The following is a 26,433-nucleotide window of genomic DNA, read 5'->3' on the forward strand; positions in this document are numbered from 1 at the left end:
TATGAAAGGCAACATCCGGCGGACGCTCGCCGCAGCACTCGCCGTCGCCGCAGTTACCCTGCTGGGTGGCTGCAGCCTGTTCGAAAAGCCGGTGAATACCCGCCCTCCGACTCCGTTGAAGCCGATCAAGGCGAGCGTGCCGGTCAAGGAAATGTGGAGTACCACACTAGGCAACGGTAACGGCGGATATCTACTCAAACTGAAGCCCTGGGTTAGTGATCAGGTCGTCTATGCCGCCGATCAGGCAGGCAAGGTATATGCCCTGAATGCCAAAAACGGCAACCGCCTATGGAGCACCAATGTTGGACAAAGGCTTAGCACCGGCGTAGCCGGTGGTGAGGGACGCCTATTCGTGGGTACGCAGAACGGCTCGGTGATCGCGTTGTCGCTGAAGACCCATCAGGTGATCTGGAAGATGCAGGCGGGCAGCGAGGTTATGGCGATCTCCCCCCCCGCACAGGGCGAGGTCCTGGTGCATACGAACGCTGGAAAGCTATTGGCCCTGGACATCAGCACCGGCAACGTCATCTGGAATCAGGGAATTGAATCGCCGCATCTGATCCTGCGCAGCAAAACGACGCCTGTAATCAGCGGCAACACCGTGGTTACCGGTTTTTCCGATGGCCAGATTGCCGCCTTCAGTCTGAGCGACGGCACGCCGAAATGGCAGCTGACCGTGGCTGAACCGCATGGCGCTTCAGAGCTTGAACGGATGGTCGATGTCAGCGGACGAATCGACGTGATCGACGGCGTTGTTTTCGCGGCCAGTTACCACGGAAGAGTGGTCGCGGCGACGCTCAGCAAGGGACAGCTTCTGTGGTCACACCCCATGTCGTCGTTCGTCGGCCTTGCGGTGGGTTCGCAGGCCGTTTACATCTCGGACTCGCACAGCGAAATCTGGGCTCTGGACCTGGCAACCGGCGCCTCCTTGTGGAAGCAATCCGCGCTGCGCTTCCGCGAAGTGACCGTGCCCGTACTCGACCACGAATACGTGATCGTCGGCGATTACCAAGGCTATCTGCACTGGTTGTCGCGTCGCAACGGGGCTTTCGTCGCGCGGACCCAGGTGAGTAGCAGCGCCATCGATGCCCCGCCAGTAGTGGTGGGTAACGATGTATACGTGCAAGCGGCCGACGGAACCGTGGCAATGTATCGGGTAGGCAAGCCCACGGCCGTCGGCAACACTGCACCAGACAACGCAGGCGCATCTAAAGCGTCATCGTCGTCGCTCTTCTAGCCGGGAGGCTTAGGCAACAGCCATGCAAGCGATACTCGCCCTGGTCGGGCGGCCCAATGTCGGCAAATCGACCCTGTTCAATCGTCTGACCCGCAGTCGCGACGCACTGGTGGCCGATCTGCCCGGCCTGACCCGGGATCGCAAATACGGCCTGGGGCGCCTTGGCGAACGCGACTACCTCGTCGTCGACACCGGCGGCTTGGGTGAGGAAAGCGACGAGATCGACACGCTGATGGGCGAGCAGACACGCGCCGCCATGCGCGAGGCAACGCATCTGCTGTTGCTCATCGACGGCCGGGCAGGGGTGACCGCCGGTGACGAAATGCTCGCCACCGAACTGCGTGCGATGGGCAAGCCGGTATATCTGGTCGTGAACAAGATCGACGCGACCACACCCGCAACAGCCATGGCGGAAGCCTACCGACTGGGACTCGGCGAACCGCTCCCGATATCGGCGGTACGCGGCAGCGGGTTGGACCGACTCATCGACACCGTGCTTCCTGACGGCAAGGACGGCGGCGACGAGACCGAAGCTGTGGAATCGGACGATACGGTCGTAGAGGAATCTGCCGTTCTGCCTGCCCATGCAGGGCTGCGGATCGCCTTCGTCGGACGGCCCAATGTCGGCAAATCGACCTTGATCAATCGTCTGCTGGGCGAAAACCGTGTGGTGGTGTTCGACCGCCCCGGCACCACGCGGGACAGCATCGACGTCCCTTTCGAGCGCGACGGGCGGCGTTATGTGCTGGTTGATACGGCAGGTATCCGTCGTCGCGCGCGCGTCAACGAGATGATCGAGAAATTCAGCATCGTCAAGGCGTTGGATGCCATCAACGCCGCCGACGTGGTGATTCTCGTGCTCGACGCGCGAGCCGGCGTGACCGAACAGGATGCCCATCTCATCGGCCTGGCCCTGGATGCCGGCGCGCCGCTCGTGGTGGCGATCAACAAATGGGATGGACTGGCCGAAGATGAGCGCAACGCGGTGCGCAGGACACTGGATCTGCGCCTGACCTTCCTGGATTTCGCCGAGCGTCATTTCATTTCAGCTCTGCATGGCACCGGCGTGGGCCATCTGCTCGCAGCCGCACGCCGCGCACACGAGAGCTCCCATCGGCAGGTTTCCACTGCAGAACTGAATCGCTTGCTTGAAGGTTTCGTCAACGCGCACCAACCGCCCTTGTCGCGCGGCCGGCGGATCAAGCTGCGCTATGCGCACCTGGGTGGACATCGCCCCTTCACCATTGTCATCCATGGCAATCAAACCGACCGCCTACCAGGGGAATACAAGCGTTATCTCGCCAACGGTTACCGCCGTGCGCTCAAGCTCGTGGGTACCCCGGTGGCCCTTGAATTCAAGACCGGCGACAACCCATTTGCCGGACGCCGCAACACCCTGACTCCCACCCAGGAACGCAAGCGGAATCGCATGATCCGCCACGCCAAGCGTAAGGATCGATGAACGCTCGCGGGTCGCGCATGTCCCGTCGGATCGAGGACATCAAATCCTTCCGCGTGATGGACCTGCTCGCACGCGCGCGTGAACTGGAGGCACAGGGCAAGGAAATCTATCATCTCGAGATCGGCGAACCTGATTTCGAGACCTCGGAACCCATCATCGAAGCGGGCCGGGCCGCATTGCTGGCAGGCGCCACCCACTACACCCCGGCCCTGGGGTTGCCGGCCCTGCGCGAGGCGATTGCCGGCTTCTATGCAAGCCGCCACGGCCTGGATATCTCTCCCTCGCGCATCATCGTCACGCCAGGCGCCTCGGGTGCCTTGCAGCTGGTTCTCGGTGTATTGGTGGATCCGGATACCGAGGTGCTGATGACGGACCCCGGTTATCCGTGCAATCGTCATTTCGTGCGTCTCTACGAAGGGCGGGCACGCCAGGTTGCCGTGCACCGTGACACGCGCTACCAACTGACGCCGGAACTGGTCCGCGCACACTGGAACAAGCGTACCGTCGCGGCGCTGGTGGCTTCGCCCGCCAACCCCACCGGCACATTGATCGAACCGGATGATCTGGCCGGAATGGCAGCCTATGCCGCAGACAGGGATGGATGCCTGATCGTGGACGAGATCTACCAGGGACTCGTCTACGACCGTCCAGACGCGACGGCCCTGTCCATCAGCGATCGCGTGTTCGTGATCAACAGTTTCTCCAAATACTTTGGCATGACCGGCTGGAGGCTGGGCTGGATCGTGGCCCCTGAGGATTATGTTCGCCCTCTGGAGAAGCTGGCGCAGAACCTATTTCTGTGTGCGCCCACGCCTTCGCAGCATGCCGCACTCGCCGCCTTCGAGCCGACCACGTTGTCCATCCTCGAGGCGCGTCGGTCCGCATTCCGTGAGCGGCGCGATTACCTCCTGCCGGCCTTGCGCGAACTGGGCTTCGACATCCCGACCACGCCCGATGGCGCCTTCTATCTATACGCCAACTGCGAGCGCTTCGGCCTGACTGCACAGGTTCTGAGTTCACGTCTGTTGGAGGAGGCGGGTGTGGCTGTGACCCCCGGCGACGATTTCGGCGATTTCGGCGCCGCGCAGCATGTTCGCTTCGCCTATACCACCGGGCTGCAGCAGTTGCATGGCGCAGTCGAACGGCTGCAGGATTTCGTCGTGCACAACCTTTAACCGGCATTATCCTGTCGCCTGTCCGTTCTCGACAGATCCCACATCGGCAGCCATTTCCTCTTCCTCGACATAACTGCGAGGCCCACGAGCTACTGCCGTGGCTGTCGCTGGTCTGAGCGCCAAATACGCGACTGCGGCGGCGGCGACGGACAACCAAGCGGACAAGCGAAACAGATTGTCCAGACTCAAGGTTTGCGCCTGGATCAGCATCTGTCGATACAGCGCGGCGAGGGCTTGCATCGACAATGCGCCTCCGGAATGCGTCGTGGCACGCAATGCGGATACTGCAACATCGCTCTGCCTGATCCAGTACACACTCAGGAGCGTCACCCCCACGTTGGCGCTGAATACGCGTATGAAGTTGCTGGTCGTGGCAGCACTCGGTATATCGCGAGCGTCGACACCGGAAAGGACGATCAGGGTCAGGGGCACGAATAACATGCCCACGGCAATGCCTTGAATCAGCATGGGCAGAAACAATCCGGCCAAGCCCATGGAAGGGCTGGCGTAGGCAATGTCATAGGCGACAGCGAACAGCAGAAAACACAGCGCAGCCAGACGCCGGAGACCGATTAGCCCACGCAGGCGATCCATGGCAGACCCCACGGGCACGGCACCCAGTGCGATCGGCAGCAGCAGGGCACTCCCCCAATATCCGTTGTAGCCGAGATCGCTTTCCGCCCACAGCGGGAGCAGTGCCGCCCAGGCCATGAACAACGACCACCCAAGACAAAGCAGCAGTAATCCGAGCGCGTAATTGCGCTGCCTGAAAAAGCGGAACTCGAGTAACGGGTGCTTACAGCGCGACTCCCACCAGGCAAACGCCGCGAGCAGCAGTGCGGCGGCGAGGCTGAGCCAGTCGATTTGGCTGGCATGCCACCAACCGTCGTCCTGGCCTTGATCCATCACCATCTGCAGGCACAAGAGTCCGCCGTAGAGCAGTCCGAATCCGCGATAATCGAAGGACTCAGTCTGCATATCCCGCAGTGCCTCGGTGGCTACGATGCCCTTTCGACCCAACCAGCCGGCGATGACGAGCAAAGGGAGGCTCAGCCAGAAGATGTCGCGCCAGTCGTGGGATACGGCCAGATATCCCCCCAGCGCCGGCCCTGCAAAGAAGGGGATCAGCATGGCGTTGCTCCAGACGATGGTCACTACGCCATGGCGCGCTTTCGGTGTCCGCTCCAGAAAAAGGTGTTGGCTGAGCGGTACCAGGAGCCCGGCGCCGAAGCCCTGCATCGCCCTGGCTGCAAGCATCAGCCACAGATTACCGGTGAGCGCTCCAAGCAACGTGCCAGCGAGGGTGATCACAGTGGATATTTCATACAGACGACGAGGGCCCCAGCGGCGCATCCCCCATGGCATCACCGTGATCCCCAGCGACCAGTGCACGATGAAATACGTCAGAGTCCAGAGGGCGTGATCGCTGCTGGTGGCAAGTCCGCCGCCGATGTACGGCAATATACCGAGCACGGATGCCCCCTCGAACGAGCCGACCGACAGAGCCAGACCGACCCCGACGAACAAGGGCAGCAAGGGCTGGGTGGGCGCGTCGGAAATTCTGTTGCTGGTCATGCGAATGATGAGCTCCGTCTGTAAATGATCCCGCCGATCGGTGACATGTGCGGCGGTGGAAATCTAGACTAAGAACCCAAGACACATCGATCAAATCGGTATTTTTGACCAAACACATCGGAAATTTGGATGAAGATTCAAGCCGAACAGCTTTTGACATTTCTTCAGGTCGCTGAACAGGGCGGTGTGGCGGCAGGTGCGCGTGCATTGCACCGCAGCCAACCCGCCGTTTCCGAGCGCCTGCGTCAACTCACCGCGGCTGTCGGCGAACCGCTCTACCACCGAAACGGGCGCGGCATCATGCTCACACCCGCAGGTCATGCATTGCTCGAAGAGGTACAGGCATTGCGGGAAGCGCTCGACAATATCGACGAATGGGTCAGGCGTCGACGCACATTGCAGGACGGCTGCCTGCGCATCGCAGCGAGCAATACCGTAGCAAGTTATTTCCTTCCCGAACGCTTGGCTGAATTTCGCAGGTCATGTCCGGACATCCGCCTCGTACTCAAGACCGGCGCCCTGGATTGGACCATCAAAGCCGTCGGCACTTGGGATCTGCTGTTTCTGGACGGCGTGTTCGACGATCCCGGCACATGGCTTCCCGGGTATTGCACGCTAGAGCCATGGATGGAGGACGAAATCGTGGCTCTGGTGCGCAGCGACCACCCTCTGGCTCAGCAAGTCGGGCAGGGCGTCGATTGGTCATCGCTGCTCGAATACCCGATCGTGTGGCGCGAACCGGGTTCCGGCGTGCGGCGCGCCGTCGAATCGGCGCTGCGCACGGCAGGTCTGAACGTCCAGTACAGTGTGGAGGTCACCGGGGTCGAGGCCGTACGCGAGGCTGTTGCGGCAGGGCTCGGTATCGGTTTCGCTTCGGTCAGGGCGCTTGAACGCGCCCGCTGGGCGCTGGTGCCCCTGCGACTCGACCCGCCAAGAGGGCTCTACTGGACCCTGCACCTGGCCGCACCGAAACCGGCCTACCGGTCAGCGGCGCTGAACGCGTTTCTGGATATCCTGCAGGCTGGGTAACGGCGTATCAGTTGTGCCTTCCCTCCCGTGGTCGATGTGAACAGGCCCAAGTGCCTATGGCACGCGTTATCCGGCGACTCAGCCATGAGACGAATCCTCAAGCTGCTTCAGGGATTCGTCCACCCCGGCGGCTCGGGTGAGTTCCGCAACGTTGTGTTTGGCGAAGAAGCCATCGAAATCCCCAAACCGCTGTACATACTCGACGATCAACGAAGAGTGCTCCGAGGCGCTGGAGAATATTTGCTTGAGCCCCTCCTCCTTGGAGCCGATCACGTCGAGCAGGAAATCCTTGCCTTGTTCGGCAATGCTGCGCACCACGTACTCGATGTTCTCGACACCACCGGTTTCGCCGTCGCGTACGGCAACTGCGATGTGATGCAAACGCGGCCCGTAGTTGCGCACGAAGGTCTCCGTCGGCGAAGGCAGTTTTTCCAGATGGTTGACGAAATAAGGCGTGTTGTTCGCCGTGAACACCTTGGCAGGGCTGCGGAACTCCGAGGCGGAGTGGACACTCTTGGTGACGTTGGTCGAGGAGTTCTGATCCTTGATGTCGTACGAGCCCCAGTAGTAGTAGCTCGACCATGACAGATATTCGAGGATTGCAACCTCGCGGTTCTGGCTATAGACGCGCGTAGCCAGATGGTCGATGGGCAGCAGCAGGTTCTGAATACCTAACCTTTGCTGCAGTTGCTTGGCAGCCTCATAGGCTTCCTGGGTCAGCGTGTCGATGCGGCTTACACCCAGTGCGTACACGCGCGGCTCACCTGGCTCGCGTTCGAGGTAGGCGACGATGTTGTGCGTGTAGGGCGAGGGTTTGCTCACGGCCAGGTTACCGGGCAATTCCAGCTTGCGCACGTCGTCGGCATTGAAGAAACGAAACTCACGTTCGCGCTGCAGGCGCACGACCTCGTGCAGGTTGTCGACGCGTAGAATTTCGCCGATGTAGCGACTGTAGGGCTTGCCCGAACCCACGGGGTAGACCTCGTTCAGGCTGCGGAAGATGCCGCGGGTGTTCGGGTCCTTGACCTCGCGGATCAGCAGATCCGGGCTGTCGTAGTCGATGCGCAGGATATGCGTCAGATGCTGTTCGCTCTCCAGCGTGACCAGATAGTGGTAGGGCGTCATCAACGCCAGTTCGGCCACGTAGTCGATCGAATGACCCGGTTCGACGGTGATCATCAGCGCATCGATTTCATGGATCAGGTCGGTAAGACCTACCCGATCGCGCTCTTCCAGCAGGCGCACCAGGTAGGTTTCGAAGAATTCGGAATTGCGCTTGTCGCCTTGACGAGCGAAATCCAGTGAAACGGTCATCGGAATATCCTTTCGGCTCAGAGTCGGGGTGGCGGGTATCCGCACGTTTCCAGTATCGCGCGTCCCGTCCCAGCTGGCCACCGCATGCGGACGGCACGGGCGGCTACGGGCGGCTGTGTCCCGACGGATGGCGCAAATGTGCAAGTTTTTCGTGCCACAGCGCGGTTGCCGCGGCGGTCCCGGCAGGCAGCACGAGCAGGTTGAGGAGGGGGATCCAGGTCAGTAGCACGAGGCCGGTTCCCAGACCCAACACCAGTCCCTTACGCTGTGCGCAGATGGCACGCACCTCTCGAAAGCTCATATCGTGGTTGCCCATCGGCGTGGAAAGGTAACCTATGGCAAGCATCCAGGCCGAAAACAGGATCAGGATACTGGTCGCGGCGATATTGACGATGGGCACGAGAAACAGCACCAACAGGGGAACCAGTCGGATCAGCTGATATGCAAGCGCGGCCAGTTGCGTTGCGATCCCGATCAGCGCGCTGCGCAGCGTCGCCTTGAATCCGGCACCGGCACTCGGTGGGCGCCCGCCCATCTGCAGCTCCAGATTCTCCGCGAGCAAGGCGTTGAACGGCGAGGCGATCAAGTTGGCGACCAGCCCGAAGGTGTAAAACACGCCCAGCGAGAGGGCCAGGAACAGCAGCGGCAGAATGAGCCAGGACAGCCAGCTCAGGCTATGTGGAAGCAAACCGTCCAGCCAGCTGCCGAGGCGTTCGAGCAAGAGCACGAAGGCCGAGAGAAAGAGCACGACGTTGATCAGTATGGGCAGGGCCACGTAACGGCGCAGTCCGGGTAACATGATGTATGCGAAGCCGCGGGGGATGTACGTGAAGCCGATGATGAAATCGCCGATCAAAGCCGTATCTCAGCTGACTGAAGCGTGCATTGTGCCGTTTGCCGAGGAGTCAGGCCAGTACCCTCTGGGATACGTGCCACATGGTGAACCGACATGGCCTGGTTGCTAGGCGGCGCGGCGCTAGTCGGGATTCTGGCAGGCGCCGAACTCTTCACCAATGCCCTGGAGCATCTTGGGGAAAGACATGCTCTGTCCGAAGGTGCAGTCGGTTCGGTGTTCGCTGCCGTGGGCACCGCGCTGCCCGAGGCGATGGTACCCATAGTCGCCCTGTTTGCCGGCGACTCGCATGCAGTCGGTCAAGCAGTGAGCGTAGGCGCGATTCTCGGTGCACCGTTGATGATTTCGACCCTGTCGTTCGGCCTCCTCGGCGGCTTTCTGCTGGTGCAGTCTGGCAGCGGGCGGCAACTGGTACCGGAGAAACGCGGATTCGGGCGCGATCTGGCCTGGTTTCAGGGCTTGTTCGGGGTGGGTGCGGCGGCTTTGTTCCTCCCGGCCGACGCCCATGTCTGGCGCGTGCTGGTCAGCATGCTCCTGATAGCAGGTTATGTACTGTATCTGCGCGCGACCCTCGTTGCATCCAGCAGTCTCGTCGCCGAGGGGCACGGGGCGGTCGCCGATACCGATCTATACACGGCCCGCCTCTGGGGCAAGGGCGAGTCCAGATATGGCTGCAACTGCTGATCGGTGTCGGCACGATCGTGCTCGCGGCACACGGTTTTGTCGAGGCCGTCGAACAGCTTGCGAGTGGGCTTGGCGTTTCGGTGCTGGTGTTGTCCCTGCTCTTGATACCCGTCGCCACCGAACTGCCGGAGAAGGTCAACAGCCTGTTGTGGGCAAGACGCGGGAAGGATACTCTCGCCGTGGGCAACCTGAGCGGGGCACTCGTATTCCAGGGATCGCTGTTACCGGCCCTGGGTTTGTGGTTGACGCCCTGGCGCCCGTCGCGTGACGTGGTCTATGCCGTGATCCTTACCCTGATCGCGACTACTTGGCTTCGCCTGGCCAACCGGAGCGGCGGCGTTCGACCCGTCTGGCTACTCGTGAACGCCGCTTGTTATGCGGCCTATTTTTACCTGCTGACCCTCCGCTAGGAGGGGCAGCGACGGCGGAAACGATGGAACCCACATTCGTACATCTGTCACTGCACACCGAGTATTCCCTGACCGACAGCGTATTGCGCATCGGGCCGTTGATGAAGACACTGGCCGGGCAGGGCGTACCTGCCGTGGCACTGACCGACCAGTGCAATCTGTTCGCGATGGTCAAGTTCTACCGTACCGCGCTGCGTACCGGGATCAAGCCGATCATCGGTGTGGATGCCTGGATGCGCGTCTCGGCGGATTATCCAGGGGCAGAGGCCGAGCCGCCGACACGGATACTGTTCCTGTGCCAGAACGAAACTGGCTACCGTAATCTCACCCGTCTGGTATCCCGCAGCTACTTAGAGGGTCAGCATGGCGGTTTGCCCATGCTCGAATACGCATGGCTCGACGGCATGACGGACGGGCTGATCGCGCTTTCCGGTGGGCGTACGGGCGATGTGGGGCGCGCATTGCTCGCCGGGCGTGAGCAGCAGGCTAGAACCCATCTCGATTTCTGGCGCTCGCGCTTCCCCGACCGTTACTACCTGGAACTGCAACGTACCGGACGCGAAGGCGAGGAAAGGTACATCCATGATGCGGTCTCGCTCGCAATAGCGACCGACACGCCCGTCGTGGCCACCAATGACGTGCGCTTTCTGTCTCCCGATGATTTCGAGGCCCACGAGGCGCGCGTGTGCATTCACGATGGCGATGTTCTGGGCGACCCGAGACGGGTTCGACGCTACAGCGCGCAACAGTATCTGCGTACGCCCGACGAGATGTGCGAACTGTTCGCCGACCTGCCTGAGGCCCTGGAAAATACGGTCGAGATTGCACGCCGATGCTCGCTGAAGCTGGAGTTCGGCAAGTCCGTGCTGCCCCAGTTCCCCGTGCCAGAGGGTATGGATACCGACAGCTTCCTGCGCCATCAGGCGGAGCAGGGGCTGGAGCGGCGCTTGCTCCAACTGATCGATGCGGAGGCTCCCGACGCCGAAGCACGCCGCACTGCCTACGCCGAACGCTTGGCACTCGAACTCGATGTCATCGTGCAGATGGGGTTCCCCGGATACTTCCTGATCGTCGCGGACTTCATCCAGTGGGCGAAGCGCAACCAGATCCCCGTCGGACCTGGACGCGGTTCCGGCGCAGGTTCGCTGGTCGCCTATTCTCTTGGAATTACTGATCTAGATCCAATACGTTACGACCTACTCTTTGAGCGGTTTCTCAATCCTGAACGCGTTTCCATGCCTGACTTCGACGTCGACTTCTGCATGGAAAAACGCGACCGCGTTATCGATTACGTGGCCGAACGCTACGGACGCGATCGCGTGTCCCAGATCATCACCTACGGCAGCATGGCCGCCAAGGCGGTGGTGCGCGACGTGGGCCGCGTGCTCAGCCACCCCTACGGCTTCGTCGACCGAATCGCCAAGCTGATCCCGTTCGAGATTGGCATGACACTGGAGAAGGCGCTCGCCCAGGAAGAAGACCTGCAGCGCGCTTATCAGGAGGAAGAAGAGGTCACTGCGCTGATCGATCTCGCGCTCAAGCTCGAAGGTCTGGCGCGCAACGCGGGCAAACATGCCGGAGGCGTGGTGATCGCGCCCAGCCCGCTTACGGATTTTTCACCGCTTTACTGCGAAGAGAGCGGCCAGGGGCTGGTGACCCAGTTCGACAAGGACGACGTCGAGGCCATCGGGCTCGTGAAGTTCGACTTCCTGGGCCTGCGCACGCTCACCATCATTGACTGGGCGATGGAAACCATCAACAAGCAGCGAGCAGAAGACGCCGAACCTCTTGACGTGAACCGCCTGCCGCTGGACGACGCAGCCACTTACGGCCTGCTCAAGCGACACCAGACCACCGCGGTTTTCCAGCTCGAATCAAGCGGGATGCAGGAGCTAATCAAGCGCCTGCAGCCGGACAACTTCGAGGACATCGTCGCGCTGGTCGCCCTGTATCGCCCCGGACCGCTGCAGTCGGGCATGGTGGACGACTTCATCAACCGCAAGCATGGCCGGGCAAAGGTCGAATACCCGCATCCCGACCTGGAACCGATCCTCAAGCCGACCTATGGCGTGATCCTGTACCAGGAACAGGTCATGCAGATCGCGCAGGTGCTCGCCGACTACACACTGGGCGGCGCCGACCTCCTGCGGCGTGCGATGGGCAAGAAAAAGCCCGAGGAGATGGCCAAGCAACGCGAGATTTTCATGCGCGGGGCGGTGGAGCGAGGTGTGGACGCCAACGTCGCCACCTACATCTTCGACTTGATGGAAAAATTCGCCGGTTACGGCTTCAACAAGTCGCACTCGGCGGCCTACGCGCTGCTGTCTTACCAGACCGCCTGGCTCAAGCAGCACCACCCGGCGGCCTTCATGGCCGCGGTGCTGTCGGCAGATATGGACAACACCGACAAGGTCGTGAACCTGATCGAGGAATGCCGCCAGCTCGGCCTCGAGGTGGTACCGCCCGACGTCAATCGATCCTTCCATCGGTTCACTGCCCTGGACGAGCGCACGATTCTCTACGGCATGGGGGCGATCAAGGGCATCGGCGCATCGGCCATTGAAGGACTGCTCGAGGAGCGCGAAAACCACGGCCACTACCTCAGTCTGGAAGACCTTTGCCGACGCGTGATCGGTCGCAAGGTCAATCGCCGCGTGCTCGAGGCATTGATCCGTGCCGGAACGCTGGACGCGTTGGGACTGAACCGTGCAACACACATGGCTCGCCTGCCGGAAGCCATCCGTGCTGCCGAGCAGGCACAGCGCGATGCCGAGCAGGGGCAGAACGATCTGTTCGGAGATGCCCCGGTGGCCGCGGTCACCGCGGAATTGCCGACGTTGCCCGAATGGGAGGAGGACGAGCGCCTACATGCGGAGAAGGAGACGCTGGGTCTGTATCTGACCGGCCATCCCATCGCACGCTTCGCCGATGAGCTGTCACGCTTCGTGACTCGACCGATTTCCGCCTGGCTGCAGGAGGACGAACCGGCAGAACGCGGTCGCGGCGCGCGCAACGACCGCGACATCATCGTCGCCGGCCTGGTCGTCGGCCTGTCCGTGCGCACGGGGCCATCCGGCCGCTTCGCCTTCGTCACGCTCGACGACCGAAGCGGGCGCCTCGACGTCGGGCTGTTCGGCGATGAGTACCAGAACTACGCCGATCTCCTTGCCAAGGACAGTCTGCTAGTGATCGAGGGCAGCATCGGTTTCGATGCCTTCAGCGGACGCCGTCGCGTTCGCGCCCAGCATGTCTATACCATCGACCAGGCCCGTGCGCGTTTTGCCCAGGCACTCGACATCCGCATCGTCAACAAGGGCAATCTCAACGGTCTTGCCGGTGAACTGATGCAGGTACTCAAGCCCTATTGCTACCGCGAACATGGCTGCCCCATCTGGCTGAGCTACCGCAATCGGGCAGCGGATGCACGGCTCGTCCTCGGAGACGATTGGCGCGTCCGTCCGAGCGACGAGTTGCTCCGACGTCTGTCGAGGCTGCACGGCGTCACTGACCTCGCACTTCGCTATGGCCCTGACAAGCGCTGAACCCCCGGTTACAATCCTCGCCCTCGGTCAGTGGGCGCAGCACGAGCATCTTTCATGAATCCAGAGTTTCTTGATTTCGAACAACCGATTGCCGAACTCGAGGCGAAAATCGAGGAATTGCGCTATGTTGGAAACGACGCCGAGGTCAATCTCAGCGAGGAGATCGGGCGTCTGGAGCGCAAGGCGCGCAATCTGACCCAATCCATTTTCGCCTCGCTGACGCCATGGCAGGTGTCCCAAGTGGCCCGCCACCCGCGGAGGCCCTATACGCTCGATTACATCGAACGCCTGTTCACTGATTTCGAGGAACTGCATGGGGATCGTGCCTTTGCAGACGACGCTGCCATCGTCGGTGGCGTAGCGCGACTGCGCGATCAACCCGTGATGGTGATCGGTCACCAAAAAGGTCGCGATACGCGTGAGAAGGTCAAGCGCAATTTCGGCATGCCTCGACCGGAAGGCTACCGCAAGGCCCTCAGGCTGATGCGCATGGCCGAGCGCTTCCATCTTCCCGTACTGACCTTCATCGACACCCCGGGTGCCTATCCCGGGGTCGGCGCCGAGGAACGCGGACAGAGCGAGGCCATCGCGCGCAATCTGTTCGAGATGTCTCGCCTGCGCACACCGATCATTTGTACAGTGGTGGGAGAGGGCGGCTCCGGCGGCGCGCTCGCCATCGGCGTCGGCGATCATGTGATGATGCTGCAATACAGCACCTACTCAGTCATTTCGCCAGAAGGCTGCGCCTCCATCCTCTGGAAAAGCGCGGACAAGGCGCCTGACGCGGCCGAGGCCCTGGGAATCACCGCGCAACGTCTGAAGTCACTGAACCTGATCGACGAGGTCATCGGCGAGCCTCCCGGCGGTGCGCACCGCGATATCGAAACGATCAGCATGCAATTGGGCGACGCGCTCTGGCGGGCGGTGGAACGCCTACGCACCGTCAACACGGAAACCATGCTGCAGCGACGCTACGAACGGCTGATGCGCTACAGCACGCTCGCCAATTAGCCAGATGAAAGCGGCCAGGGTGTTCGGCCCGCAATGGCTGGCGCAACAGCTCTCAACGCTACCCCAACCGACCCGCTGGATCGTCGCCTTCAGCGGTGGCGGCGACTCCCTCGCACTGCTGCACGCACTGGCCAACGGCGGCAGTGCCGGGCATGAACTGCTTGCGGTACATGTGCATCACGGACTGCAACAGGAGGCTGACGGCTGGGCCGAAACCTGCGCAGCGCAATGCGCGCGCTTGGGTGTTCGACTCATCGTCCAAAAGGTACAGGTGAATCCAGACACAGGGGGACCGGAAGCTGCTGCCCGGATGAGTCGGTACACCGCGCTACGTTCGGTGCTCGGTCCTGGAGACATGCTGCTAACGGCACATCATGCGGACGACCAGGCCGAAACCTTGCTGCTGCAGCTGCTGCGTGGCTCCGGGCCGGCTGGTTTGGCCGCCATGCCCGCGATTTCATCGTTCGGGGAGGGGTGGCACGCTCGCCCGCTGCTCGCAACCAGGCGCGCCGCTCTGCAGGCCTATCTTGAACAGGAAGGGCTTGAGTGGATCGACGACCCTTCGAACGCTGACGTGGCGCTGTCTCGAAACTATTTGCGCCACAAGGTGATGCCACTGATCGAAGCCCGCTGGCCGGCACTCGTCGACACCCTGGGGCGTGCCGCCGGACTGCAGGCGGAATCCCGCGAATTGCTGGCAACACTGGGACGCCAGGATCTGGCGTCAGCGGCATGCTCGGACCCCGCTGCCCTTTGCGTTACGGTATTGCGTACGATGCCCGAACACCGCATGCGCAATGTGATTCGCACCTGGCTGTACGACCGCGGCCTCCCGCTGCCTAGCGCTAAACGATTGTCCTCCCTGCCGCGTCTGCTCTCTGCCCGATGGGATGCACAGGCCGTATTGCGCTGGCCTGGGGCTGAACTGCGACGCTATCGCGACAGCCTGTACGCTACGCCCTCTTTGCCGCAACACGATCCCACCCAAATCCTGAGCTGGGACTTACAGCAACCTCTGGCGTTGCCGGGTCAAGTTGAACCGTTGACCCCAGCCGCACTGCGCAGCGACGTCAGCGGCTTGAAATCGTCGGGTGCCCACTTCACGATTCGCTATCGAAGGGGAGGCGAGCGCTGCAGATTGACCCCACGCGGCCGCAATCGCGCGCTCAAGTCCCTGCTGCAGGAAGCCGGTGTACCGCCATGGCTACGCGATCGCATCCCTTTGCTCTATGCGGATGATCGCTTGGTCGAGGTGGTTGGTTACTGGGCCTGCTGCGCCGACTGACGAGCGGAGACCTACGGTTTCAATCGACCCACAGCACCCGTTGACATCTATACTGGAACGGTAATGAATCGACTTGAATGGATCTTCGAAGCTTTCCTGTGGCGCAGCCGACTGGTCGTGCTGGCGGCCGTCATCGCCAGTCTGGCATCCGCGCTGGCCATGTTCTACACCGCTACCGTCGACGCCTGGTACATGATCATTCACCTGGGGGCTTATGCGGACCCGTCGCTGGCGGAAGCAGCACGCACGCAGATGCGCGGCAGCACTATCGCGCATGTCGTAGGTATACTCGATGGATATTTACTGGCCACAGTCCTGCTGATCTTCTCGCTCGGCCTGTACGAACTCTTCATCAGCAAGATCGATGAGGCGGAACAGTCGGAGATGGCCTCCAAGGTTTTGGTCATCCACAATCTCGACGACCTCAAGGCACGTCTCGGAAAGGTCGTGCTGATGATCCTGATCGTCAAGTTCTTCGAGCATGCCCTGGGGATGAAGTTCACCAGTCCTCTGGACATGCTGTACTTCGCCGGCGGTATCGCCCTGATCGGGCTCGCGCTGTATCTCTCGCATTCCGCGGAACACAAACCGGCCAAAACCCTGCCTTCTCCGAATCACGGCAATTAGCGACATGTACGCGGGGTCGATTGAGGCACCTGACCGATGTTTGCTAAACTCGCGCCCCGTGATCCCCCCCGACTTCATCCGCCCGCGGGCGTAATACTATGACGCGTTTTATTTTTATAACCGGTGGAGTCGTCTCCTCCTTGGGGAAGGGTATTGCCTCGGCATCGCTGGGCGCGATTCTCGAAGCCAGGGGCTTGAATGTCACCCTGCTCAAGCTGGACCCGTACATCAACGTCGATCCCGGCACCATGAGCCCCTTCCAGCACGGCGAGGTGTTCGTCACCGAGGACGGAGCTGAAACGGATCTGGACTTGGGACATTACGAGCGCTTCGTACGCTTCCGCGCGAGCAAACGGAACAATTTCACGACTGGTCAGATCTACGAGAATGTGATCCGCAAGGAGCGCCGTGGAGACTATCTCGGCGGCACCGTTCAGGTCATCCCGCACATCACCGACGAGATCAAGCGCTCCATCCGCGAAGGAGCGGGCGATGCAGACGTTGCACTGGTCGAGATCGGCGGTACGGTGGGCGACATCGAATCCCTCCCGTTCCTTGAGGCGATTCGCCAGATGGGCGTGGAACTCGGGCGCGAGAATGCCCTGTTCATGCACCTCACGCTGGTGCCGTACCTGCCCGCATCGGGTGAAATCAAGACCAAGCCGACGCAGCATTCGGTGAAGGAGCTGCGCTCCATCGGCATCCAGCCCGACGTCCTGATGTGCCGTAGCACCATGCAACTGCCGGACACCGAGCGGCGCAAGATCGCGCTGTTCACCAACGTCGAGGAAAAGGCGGTCATCTCGGCGATCGACGTCGACAACATCTACAAGATTCCGCTGTGGCTGCATGCGCAGCGTCTCGACGAGATCGTACTGCGCAAGTTCCATATCGACGCGCCACCCGCCGATCTTTCCGACTGGAAACACGTAGTCAACGCGATGGAGTTCCCCGAAGCCGAGGCCGTCATCGGCATGGTCGGGAAATACGTCGACCTGACCGAATCCTACAAATCGTTGAACGAGGCACTGACCCACGCCGGTATCCATACGCAGACGCGCGTGCGCATCGAATACATCGACTCGGAACGCCTCGAGGCCGACGGCACGGATTCATTGGCACATCTCGATGCCATCCTCGTCCCCGGCGGCTTCGGCAGACGGGGTATCGAAGGCAAGATTCTGGCTGCGGAATACGCCCGCCGCCACGGCATACCCTACCTCGGCATCTGTCTCGGCATGCAGGTCGCAGTTATCGAGTTCGCGAGGCATGTGGCCGATCTAGAACATGCCCACAGCACCGAATTCGACCGCGATACGCCGCATCCTGTTATCGCCCTGATTACAGAATGGCAGGACCAGAGCGGTCAGATCGAGCGACGCGATGAGGATTCCGACCTCGGCGGCACCATGCGCCTGGGCGGGCAGGCCTGCACACTGACAAAGGGCAGCCTTGCACGTGAGTCATACGGCGAGGATGTGATCACCGAACGGCATCGCCACCGCTACGAATTCAACAACAACTACCTGGATACACTCACGCAGGCAGGCTTGTCAGTTTCCGGAAAGTCGCTGGACGGCAGCCTCGTCGAGGTCGTCGAATTGCGCGATCATCCGTGGTATCTCGGCTGTCAGTTCCACCCGGAGTTCACCTCCACTCCGCGCGACGGACATCCGTTGTTCAGCGGCTTCATCAGAGCTGCACGGGCGCGCCATGAACGGCAGGTCCGTGAAACGGAGTCATCGGCATGAAGCTGTGCGGGTTCGAGGTCGGACTCGACCTACCCTTCTTCCTCATCGCTGGCCCCTGCGTGATCGAGGGCGAGGGTCTGGCCCTGGAAAGTGCGTTCCAGCTCAAGGAAATGACGGCGGAACTGGGCATACCGTTCATCTACAAATCGTCTTTCGATAAGGCCAACCGCTCGTCCAGCCGCAGTTTCCGTGGCCCCGGCATGGCCGAAGGCCTGCGCATACTTGAGCGGGTCCGTAACGAAGTGGGCGTGCCGGTGCTCACCGACGTACACGAGGACACTCCGCTCGACGAGGTCGCCGAAGTGATCGACGTCCTGCAAACCCCCGCATTTCTCTGTCGCCAGACGAATTTCATTCAGAACGTGGCACGGCTCGGCTTGCCCGTGAATATCAAGAAGGGGCAGTTTCTCGCCCCCTGGGATATGGGCAATGTCGTCGACAAGGCCCGCGAGACCGGCAACGATCAGATCATGGTGTGCGAGCGCGGGGTGTCTTTCGGATACAACAACCTCGTCTCGGACATGCGCTCGTTGGCGGTGATGCGTGATACGGGTTGCCCCGTGGTATTCGATGCGACGCATTCGGTGCAATTGCCGGGCGGGCAGGGCACCTCGTCCGGAGGTCAGCGCGAGTTCGTTCCGGTTCTTGCACGCGCTGCAATAGCAGCCGGTGTTTCGGGCCTGTTCATGGAAACTCATCCCGAGCCTGACAAGGCGTTGAGCGACGGACCGAATGCCTGGCCCTTGGGGATGCTGAAACCCCTGCTGGCTCTTCTGCGCGAACTGGATTCACATGTCAAAGCCTTTCCCCTGGCCGAACGGAATCTATAACTAGGCCTCTTACGCTAATTACCAGGAGAATTCTTTTCCATGTCCGAAATCGTTGACATTCATGCGCGCGAACTGCTCGATTCCCGCGGCAATCCCACCGTGGAGGCGGACATCAGATTGGCGGGTGGGGCATGCGGCCGCGCTGCCGTGCCTTCCGGTGCTTCGACAGGAACCCGCGAGGCCGTCGAGTTGCGCGACGACGATCCCAAGCGTTACGGCGGCAAAGGCGTGCGCAAGGCCGTGGAGAACGTCAACGGTGAAATTCGCGAAGCCCTGTTGGGCCTGGAAGGCCGTGACCAGACCGCGGTAGATCGACGGTTGATCGAACTGGACGGCACACCCACCAAAGCCAGGCTCGGTGCCAACGCGATCCTCGCCGTATCGCTTGCGCTGGCCAAGGCGGCGGCAAGCGAGGCTGAACTGCCCCTTTACCGACATCTGGGCGGCAACGGCGTGATGACCATGCCCGTGCCGATGATGAACATCATCAACGGGGGGGCGCATGCCGACAACAGCATCGACCTGCAGGAATTCATGATCGTGCCCGTCGGCGCGCCCTCGCTGACCGAGGCCGTGCGCTACGGGGCGGAGGTTTTCCACGCGCTCAAATCCGTGCTCAAGAAGCAGGGGATGGCGACCGCAGTCGGCGACGAAGGCGGTTTCGCGCCCAATCTGCCGTCTAACGAATCGGCCATCAACGTCATTCTTGAAGCCATCACACAGGCCGGCTTCAAACCCGGCGATGAAGTGGCACTGGCTATCGATGCAGCCAGTTCGGAGTTCTATAAAGACGGCCGTTATATGCTCGCTTCCGAACGCCGCAATTACGATGCCGGAGAATTCGTCGAATATCTGGGCAAGTGGGTAGCGCAATATCCGATTCTGTCGATCGAGGACGGCATGGCCGAGGACGACTGGGAAGGATGGTCCGCACTGACCTCCGCACTCGGTGACAAAGTCCAGTTGGTCGGCGACGATCTGTTCGTGACCAATACGCAGATTCTCGAACGCGGTGTTGCAGCCGGTGTCGCGAACTCGATCCTGATCAAGGTCAATCAGATCGGCACGCTGACCGAAACGATCGAGGCCATTCGCATGGCCAGCGGTGCGGGTTATACAGCGGTTGTCTCCCACCGATCCGGAGAAACCGAAGACACAACCATCGCCGACCTGGCAGTGGGCATGCAGACCGGCCAGATCAAGACCGGCTCGTTGTCTCGCTCCGATCGGGTTGCCAAATACAATCGTCTGATGCGCATCGAAGAGGAGCTCGACCAACAGTCGCGCTATCCTGGCAGGAGTGCATTCGAACGCTGATCTCTGGCGGGAGTTTCGATGACCAAAGGGAGCCGTCTACTCATTGCAGGCCTATTGGTCCTTTTGGGCGTGCTTCAATTCAAATTGTGGCTGGGCGAGGGGAGCATCAGCGACGTACATCGCCTGCATCGTCAGCTGGCCGAGCAAGCATCCGAGAATGCCAAGCTCAAGGACGCGAATTCCGCCTTGGAAGCCGAGGTCGTCGCGCTCAAACGCGGCACCTCGGCAGTTGAGGAACTCGCGCGAAGTCGTTTGGGGATGATTCAGTTGGGCGACACTTTCTACCAGTACGTTTCACCGAGCGATCCGGCTCAAGCTCCCGCTTCTGGCGATCGCAAACCGAAATGAAGCCACGTTGTTGGGTCGTGCTACCTGCCGCTGGTGCAGGCAGGCGGATGGGAACGTCGATTCCCAAACAGTACCTGACTGTACTGGGGCGGACAGTGCTCGAACACACCCTGTCCATCTTCACAGACAGGGTGGATATCGCAGGCATCGCTGTAGCTCTGGCATCCGACGACCCCTATTGGCCCGAACTGCAAATCCCCGGCAAGGAACGGTTTCTTACGCTAACGGGTGGCGACGACCGCATGATTTCGGTGCGCAATGCATTGCACGCACTTTCAGCAATGGCGTTACCTGATGACTGGGTGCTGGTCCACGATGCGGCGAGACCCTGTTTGCGCGAAGAGGACTTATCCAGGCTTATCGAGACCTTGTATGACGATCCGGTCGGTGGAATATTGGCTACGCCGCTTCGAGATACTTTGAAGCGGCAGGCGTCGGATGCTCGTCACATCATCGAGGCGACCATCGACAGGGACGGACTCTGGCTGGCCCAAACACCACAAATGTTTCGCCTGGGCGCCCTCAGCATGGCACTGAACAAGGCCTTGGAGCTGGGCTGGAAGATAACCGACGAGGCGTCGGCTATGGAGCGTTGGGGGGCTAGTCCTCATATTGTCCGTGGACATGCAGACAACCTGAAGATCACTCACGCCGAAGATCTGCCGCTCGCGGAATTCCTGCTTTCAACGCGTACCTGACGTTTGCTGATCAGCCTCCTCGCCTACAGGCGCTGCGCTGCTGAACCGGATGCTCCCAGGAGCAACAGCGCCGCCTGAAATAATGAAGCTCATGGCTTCGTCCATGGTCCAGTCTGTCGGAACGAGATCCTCGACCGGAACGATCTCCAGATAGCCCGACGTCGGATTTGGCGTAGTGGGAACATAAACCGCCGCCAGTTTCTTGCCGGTGGCCGAATCTACTAGGGTACGCGTTACCAGACCAACAGAACGCATTTCCGGGGAAGGGAAATTGATCAACACCACGCGCTGCACATTATCTGGTTTCTGCTGCAGGGCGGTCAGGAGCTTTTTGGTCGAGCCGTAGACTGCATGAGCCATTGGTATATGATCCATCAGGCGATCGATCAGCCCGAGCAGCTTACGCCCGACAATCAAGGTGCTTACCCAGCCAAGCAAATACAGGGCAGCCAAGGTCAATGCGATTGCCAACAACGATTGAACCCACGGGTAGACCCAAGGTTGAGAACCGGGGCTAGACTGACCTAGGGTGTCGACCAATGCCCGCACCCAAGGCATGCCGAAATTAGACAGTTGAAAAAAGATAAAATCGAAAACCAGCCATGTGATCCACAGAGGGACCATGGTGATCACACCGGCAAGAAGATAGCGCTGAATGCGTTGCGGCAACTCTTTAGTGGTGGTCTCGGGCATGCATTCCCCGGCCGACCTTGGCCGTAACTCGATGTTTAATGTCCCGCGTTACTAGACTATCGCGCTACTCAGGCTTGCTCTTCGACAACAAACCTTGAGATAAAGCGATGATAATGACCATCCTCGCTGCGATAACCACGTCGGGTATGGCTCACGCTACCCCGAGGACTCGTTGCGGCACTACCATCGCGCCGGGTCCATCGAATATAACCGAATGTCTCTGCCGGAATCTCGTGTGAGCTCACGATAGTGTAACTATCGTCGCCGAGGCTTACATTGATGTATATGGGCTGGTCCGGACGTGTGATATCGGGCCAAAACTCAGCTGCCAGAAGCTGTGTCTGGCCTCGCTGATCTATTGACAGTTCAAGCCCGTTCAACAATTCATCTATCTTCTGCTCTCGCTCGGAAGTAAGCTCGACTCCGTTATTCCCCTTTATGTATTCTCTTGGCATGCTTCCCCCTGCGCAACGGATTGCAGACCATTCATGTCTCGATAAGCCAAGATTAGCATAATGCCGAAGACTCTATAATCTCCCGCGTACCGCATGCAGCCACCCAGCCCAGCAGAAAAATCAAGTTGCTGAATTATAATTATATTTATGGGCAGAATACGCTAGCAATCAGCAAGAAAGGAGGGTTGGTGGGCGGAGGAGGATCGAACTCCCGACCTTCGCATTGCGAAGGTCAAATAAAAACCTCTGAAAGCCAGTATTGGTGCGGGTTATAGCGATTTGGTAAACTGTCGTGGACACGCTATGGACACGGGAGCGTCCACGATATGGCTACCATCAACCAGCTACCCAGCGGCAAATGGCAGGCGAAAATCCGCCGCGATGGCGTAGCCTCATCCAAAACGTTTATGGGGCGGGCAGACGCCGAAGCGTGGGCCAGACGGCAAGAATCCGAGATTGAGCGCGGAATCTGGCGGGACAACACCGAAGCCGAGCGCACGACCTTGGCCGAGGCCCTAGAACGCTACGAGCACGAAGTATCCGCCTCCAAGAGGGGGAAGGTGCAGGAGTCGTCCGTTATCGGCCTGCTGCTCGATTCAAGGCTCGCAAAGCTGACCCTCGCCCGCATCCGCTCGGCGGACGTGTCCGCACTGGTCGATGATTGGCGGGCCGTCGGATACGCGCCTGCCACGATCACCCGCCGCATCGCGATCTTGTCGCATGTGTTCCAAACGGCAGCGCGGTCGTGGGGTATGGAATCACTCAGCAACCCGGTCAAGCTGGTCAAGCTTCCACCATTGCGGAACGCCCGTGAGCGACGCGTGACAGACGCCGAGATTGAGGCGATCTGCGAGGCCACGCGTTCGCCTGTGCTGCCGTACATGATCAGGCTTGCCGTCGAGACGGCCATGCGCCGGGGCGAGATTGTGGCGATACGATGGAGCGATGTACACCTTGCACGTCGCGTGCTGCATATCCCGCAAACGAAGAACGGCTATCCGCGCGACGTGCCGTTATCGAGCCGCGCCTTGGCCGTGCTTGAAGAATTGAAGGCCGAGCGCGACGAGAAGCGCCGCCATCGCGTCGTGCCGATCGGGAAAGGTAAGGCCGAAGACGACCGGCTGTTCTCGGTCCGCAATGATGTGGTCACGCAGGCGTTCGAGAGGGCCGTAGTACGCGCCAGATCAATCTATGAGGCCAAGTGCGAGGAAGAGGGGCTTAGGATCGACGCAGGGCACCTTGTCGGCCTGCGCTTCCACGATCTGAGGCACGAGGCAACCAGTCGGCTTGCTGGGCCGTTGAGCGTGCATGAGCTGGCGAAGGTGACGGGGCACCGTGACCTGCGCATGTTGATGCGCTACTACCATCCGTCAGCGGAGGATTTGGCGGCTAAGCTGGGGTAGATTTGTGACGGGGTAGAGTTATGACGCATCTCTATGTTAGGCAGGAGACGGCCAATCCCGGTCGCTCGTAGACTTCAGCAAGCAGTCGTTTGAATGACTAGTTCCTGCGGGAAAGCAGAAACCAGCCCTACATGTTTATTATGTGTTGTACTTAGAAAGGTATAAAAGCAAGCGCTATCATGCGCAAATAGTCCCTGCGGGTTACCTGCACGCGAGATTTTTGAAGAAACCCTTCTTTTCGTTAATTTCAGTGGAGGCGTCGATGGATGTGGACAAGGCGAAGGAGGTTTTTGATTCACTTATAGGGGAGTGGAGTGCAAACGAAGGAGCCATCTCAACCGAGCAGGACACTAGGTTTCAGATTATCGACCGAATGTTGACAGATGTTCTAGGGTGGAGTCGCGAGAAAATCAATACCGAACCGCATGTTGAATCCGGGTATGTTGATTACCTCGTCAATGCCAGTGGAAAACCAAAGCTGGTCGTAGAAGCTAAGCGCGCAGAAACTCCACTCTTAAACACCAAACAAGAGAATTATCGAAGCTACAAGCTTGGAGGTCCGGCGCTTCAATCAGCTGTTGATGGCGTTAAGCAGGCACAGCGGTACTGTCTCGATGTCGCGGTCCCATTTGCAGTCCTCACAACTGGCTTTCAGTGGATCGGCTTCTGGGCTTTGCGAACTGATGGCGTGAGGCCAAAAGACGGCCAAGCTTTTGCTTTCCCAACATTGCAGAGCATAAGTAAAAATTTCTCTGAGTTCTATGACCTTTTTTCGCGCGAAGGAGTTTTAAATGGGTTGTTTCGCGCATATATACAGCAAGCGGAAGGCCTCTCGATAACTCAATCTGATCCCCTGTATCGGGTGCTTGAGAATAAAGATATCCGGCTCCTAAGTAAATCGCGCATGGCTGCTGACTTAGATACTGTGTTTCGAAGTTTCTTCGGAACTATGTCGGGTGACAATGACCCCGAGATGTTGGCGAAGTGTTTTGTGGAGTCGAAGGAGAGCCGTGAGGCAGACATTAGTCTTCAGAAAATTGCAAGAAATCTTATTAGCAGAATTGATGTGGTCGAAAGTGCTGAAGCCAAAGAGTTGCAGGAGCATGTGCGTACGGCGGTCGATAGCCAAAAAGGGGAGTTCGTTTTGGTGATCGGCAATAAGGGGGCAGGAAAATCAACTTTCATAGACCGATTCTTCCGAATGGTTCTTGATAAGCGTCTTCGAGACCAATGTATTGTTATCCGAATCGATGTCGCGGATTCAGATGGAGTCCTTGATGGGATTGCTGACTGGCTTGTCAGTCGTATGATCCATGAAGTTGAACAGTCCCTTTTTCAAGGCAGATCGCCTCGCTATGAAGAGCTACAAGGCATATTCTTCAGCGATTACGATCGATGGCGAAACGGTGAGCACAAACCCCTGTATGAGCGAGATAAAGCAAAGTTCAAAGAGAAGTTTGGTGACCACATAGCGAGCTTAGTCGCTAGCAAACCCCGCGTATATTTAGCTCGAATTCTTCAAGATGCGGTACGTTCAAGGAAGTTGATGCCATGTCTTATTTTCGATAATACGGATCATTTTCCTCAGCCATTTCAAGAGGCAGTGTTCCAGTTCGCGCAGTCTATTCATAGAGAGGTTCTTTCATTCGTTGTTTGCCCAATCACAGATCGGACGATCTGGCAACTTTCGAAGCATGGGCCAATGCAATCTTATGAGACAACATCCTTTTACCTTCCGGTCCCATCGACAAAGGAGGTTCTTAAGAAAAGAGTCGACTTTCTTAAGGATAAATTGGAAGCAGAAGAGAAGGAGCGGAAGGACTACTTCTTAACAAAGGGAATTCGGCTGCGCCTAGAAGACCTACATGCATTCGCTGTGTGTATTGACGAATTATTTGTCCAATCGGAATACGTATCTCGTACAATTGGATGGCTGTCGAATCACGACATACGCCGTGGTCTAAATATGGCGCAAAGGGTAATTACTAGTCCGATTGTTAGTATGGAAGAGTTGGTAAAGACCTATCTGTCGAATGGGAGATTAACGATACCTCGCCTTAAGATAAGGCAAGCCTTGATATTCGGCGAACATAGCCAATACCAAGAGGATGCTAACGATTACATCGTTAATGTATTTTCTATTTACCCTGAGAGTGTCACAACGCCGCTGCTGCGACTGTCTGTGTTGCGAATGTTGTTTGACATACATAATCAGGCGTCGGATGCTGAGAACACATATATCTCGGTCGAGAGCATTCAGGACTATTTCGAAACGTGCGGAATCCCGCGAATCGCAACGGCCAAGCATCTGTCAAAGCTTCTCAGTTATAGGTTGGTGGAGTCATATGATCCAACAGACCAGGAGATATATGAGAGTCAGCGACTGCGTATAACGCACTCTGGACAGATTCATCAGGAATTTTCTCTACGAGATCATGTGTATATGTCAAGCATGGCCATGACCACAGGTGTTCGAAGTGTTCAGTGCATCGAGGAAATACGAGAAATCAATTCACGGAAAATGACAAAGGAAGACTGGAAGAGCGTCGAAAAAAAGTTCGCGAGTTATCTGCTTAGGGAAGACATGGCATTGGCAACAATACCCAATTTGGAGAACTACGCAGGCCAGCATGCTTTGAGAAGCGAGCTTGGTGGGGCCTGGGGTGCGTCGAGCTAGAGGTAGGCGGTAGTGAATCACCACTTGTTCGTTAGACGCTATTCAGCCACTGTTGAC

Annotated in this window: 21 protein-coding genes; 17 read left to right on the top strand and 4 right to left on the bottom strand. The window is 59.2% G+C overall.

The features are described 5' to 3' along the window. The first annotated feature begins 1 nt into the window (after position 1). The 3 genes from bamB to BJI67_RS07220 are packed head-to-tail and all read left to right on the top strand — an operon-like array spanning position 2 to position 3,874. Positions 2–1,237, top strand: coding sequence for an outer membrane protein assembly factor BamB (bamB, locus tag BJI67_RS07210; RefSeq protein ID WP_070072460.1), 1,236 nt, complete (start codon positions 2–4; stop codon positions 1,235–1,237). Positions 1,238–1,259: 22 nt separating this feature from the next. Next, on the top strand, positions 1,260–2,699 hold the full coding sequence (gene der / locus BJI67_RS07215; RefSeq protein WP_070072461.1) for a ribosome biogenesis GTPase Der: 1,440 nt from the start codon (positions 1,260–1,262) through the stop codon (positions 2,697–2,699). 17 nt (positions 2,700–2,716) lie between these two features. Further along, positions 2,717–3,874, top strand: coding sequence for a pyridoxal phosphate-dependent aminotransferase (locus tag BJI67_RS07220; RefSeq protein WP_231940916.1), 1,158 nt, complete (start codon positions 2,717–2,719; stop codon positions 3,872–3,874). Between the two features lie 6 nt (positions 3,875–3,880). On the opposite strand, the gene BJI67_RS07225 is transcribed toward BJI67_RS07220, so the two are convergent. After that, positions 3,881–5,449: an MFS transporter gene (locus BJI67_RS07225; protein ID WP_070072463.1), complete on the bottom strand. Its 1,569-nt coding sequence runs from the start codon at positions 5,447–5,449 to the stop codon at positions 3,881–3,883. A 129-nt stretch (positions 5,450–5,578) separates the two neighbouring features. Here BJI67_RS07225 and BJI67_RS07230 point away from each other — a divergent pair, with 129 nt between their 5' ends. Beyond that, entirely contained in the window at positions 5,579–6,478 is a 900-nt protein-coding gene (locus tag BJI67_RS07230) for a LysR family transcriptional regulator (RefSeq protein ID WP_070072464.1), read from the top strand. 78 nt (positions 6,479–6,556) lie between these two features. Here the strand turns inward: BJI67_RS07230 and BJI67_RS07235 are convergent, their stop codons facing one another. Continuing rightward, complete coding sequence (locus BJI67_RS07235; protein ID WP_070072465.1) at positions 6,557–7,792, bottom strand: hypothetical protein; 1,236 nt, start codon at positions 7,790–7,792, stop codon at positions 6,557–6,559. A gap of 103 nt (positions 7,793–7,895) precedes the next feature. Beyond that, on the bottom strand, positions 7,896–8,648 hold the full coding sequence (gene cysZ / locus BJI67_RS07240; RefSeq protein WP_070072466.1) for a sulfate transporter CysZ: 753 nt from the start codon (positions 8,646–8,648) through the stop codon (positions 7,896–7,898). A 93-nt stretch (positions 8,649–8,741) separates the two neighbouring features. On the opposite strand from cysZ, the gene BJI67_RS17785 reads away from it, so the two are divergent. The 11 genes from BJI67_RS17785 to ispD all read left to right on the top strand — a co-directional run bounded on the left by BJI67_RS17785 (position 8,742) and on the right by ispD (position 21,148). Further along, entirely contained in the window at positions 8,742–9,329 is a 588-nt protein-coding gene (locus tag BJI67_RS17785) for a hypothetical protein (RefSeq protein ID WP_197513354.1), read from the top strand. Between the two features lie 17 nt (positions 9,330–9,346). Next, positions 9,347–9,739, top strand: a complete 393-nt coding sequence (locus tag BJI67_RS17790) for a sodium:calcium antiporter (protein WP_197513355.1) — start codon at positions 9,347–9,349, stop codon at positions 9,737–9,739. Positions 9,740–9,762: 23 nt separating this feature from the next. Next, entirely contained in the window at positions 9,763–13,281 is a 3,519-nt protein-coding gene (gene dnaE, locus BJI67_RS07250) for a DNA polymerase III subunit alpha (protein WP_070072467.1), read from the top strand. A gap of 54 nt (positions 13,282–13,335) precedes the next feature. Continuing rightward, positions 13,336–14,292: an acetyl-CoA carboxylase carboxyltransferase subunit alpha gene (locus BJI67_RS07255; RefSeq protein ID WP_070072468.1), complete on the top strand. Its 957-nt coding sequence runs from the start codon at positions 13,336–13,338 to the stop codon at positions 14,290–14,292. Between the two features lie 4 nt (positions 14,293–14,296). Continuing rightward, entirely contained in the window at positions 14,297–15,577 is a 1,281-nt protein-coding gene (tilS, locus tag BJI67_RS07260; RefSeq protein WP_083250728.1) for a tRNA lysidine(34) synthetase TilS, read from the top strand. Positions 15,578–15,640: 63 nt separating this feature from the next. Then, positions 15,641–16,204, top strand: coding sequence for a YqhA family protein (locus BJI67_RS07265; protein ID WP_070072469.1), 564 nt, complete (start codon positions 15,641–15,643; stop codon positions 16,202–16,204). A gap of 98 nt (positions 16,205–16,302) precedes the next feature. Then, positions 16,303–17,955, top strand: coding sequence for a CTP synthase (locus BJI67_RS07270; RefSeq protein WP_070072470.1), 1,653 nt, complete (start codon positions 16,303–16,305; stop codon positions 17,953–17,955). Continuing rightward, a complete protein-coding gene (gene kdsA / locus BJI67_RS07275) occupies positions 17,952–18,785 on the top strand; it encodes a 3-deoxy-8-phosphooctulonate synthase (RefSeq protein WP_070072471.1) in 834 nt (277 codons plus the stop codon). Before BJI67_RS07270 ends, kdsA begins: the two co-directional genes overlap by 4 nt. 39 nt (positions 18,786–18,824) lie before the next feature. Beyond that, positions 18,825–20,102: a phosphopyruvate hydratase gene (gene eno / locus BJI67_RS07280; RefSeq protein WP_070072472.1), complete on the top strand. Its 1,278-nt coding sequence runs from the start codon at positions 18,825–18,827 to the stop codon at positions 20,100–20,102. A gap of 18 nt (positions 20,103–20,120) precedes the next feature. Further along, entirely contained in the window at positions 20,121–20,450 is a 330-nt protein-coding gene (gene ftsB / locus BJI67_RS07285; protein WP_070072473.1) for a cell division protein FtsB, read from the top strand. Next, positions 20,447–21,148 (top strand): 2-C-methyl-D-erythritol 4-phosphate cytidylyltransferase, encoded by a 702-nt coding sequence (gene ispD / locus BJI67_RS07290; protein ID WP_070072474.1) that lies wholly within the window; start codon positions 20,447–20,449, stop codon positions 21,146–21,148. Before ftsB ends, ispD begins: the two co-directional genes overlap by 4 nt. Here the strand turns inward: ispD and BJI67_RS07295 are convergent. Further along, on the bottom strand, positions 21,134–21,841 hold the full coding sequence (locus tag BJI67_RS07295) for a DUF502 domain-containing protein (protein WP_070072475.1): 708 nt from the start codon (positions 21,839–21,841) through the stop codon (positions 21,134–21,136). The two genes, ispD and BJI67_RS07295, sit on opposite strands and share 15 nt — an antisense overlap. Positions 21,842–22,622: 781 nt before the next feature. On the opposite strand from BJI67_RS07295, the gene BJI67_RS07300 reads away from it, so the two are divergent. Then, positions 22,623–23,699, top strand: a complete 1,077-nt coding sequence (locus tag BJI67_RS07300; protein WP_070072476.1) for a tyrosine-type recombinase/integrase — start codon at positions 22,623–22,625, stop codon at positions 23,697–23,699. 262 nt (positions 23,700–23,961) lie between these two features. After that, complete coding sequence (locus tag BJI67_RS07305; protein WP_156782065.1) at positions 23,962–26,376, top strand: hypothetical protein; 2,415 nt, start codon at positions 23,962–23,964, stop codon at positions 26,374–26,376. Positions 26,377–26,433: the final 57 nt, after the last annotated feature.

The organism is Acidihalobacter aeolianus (assembly GCF_001753165.1).
Classification (GTDB): Bacteria; Pseudomonadota; Gammaproteobacteria; order DSM-5130; family Acidihalobacteraceae; genus Acidihalobacter; species Acidihalobacter aeolianus.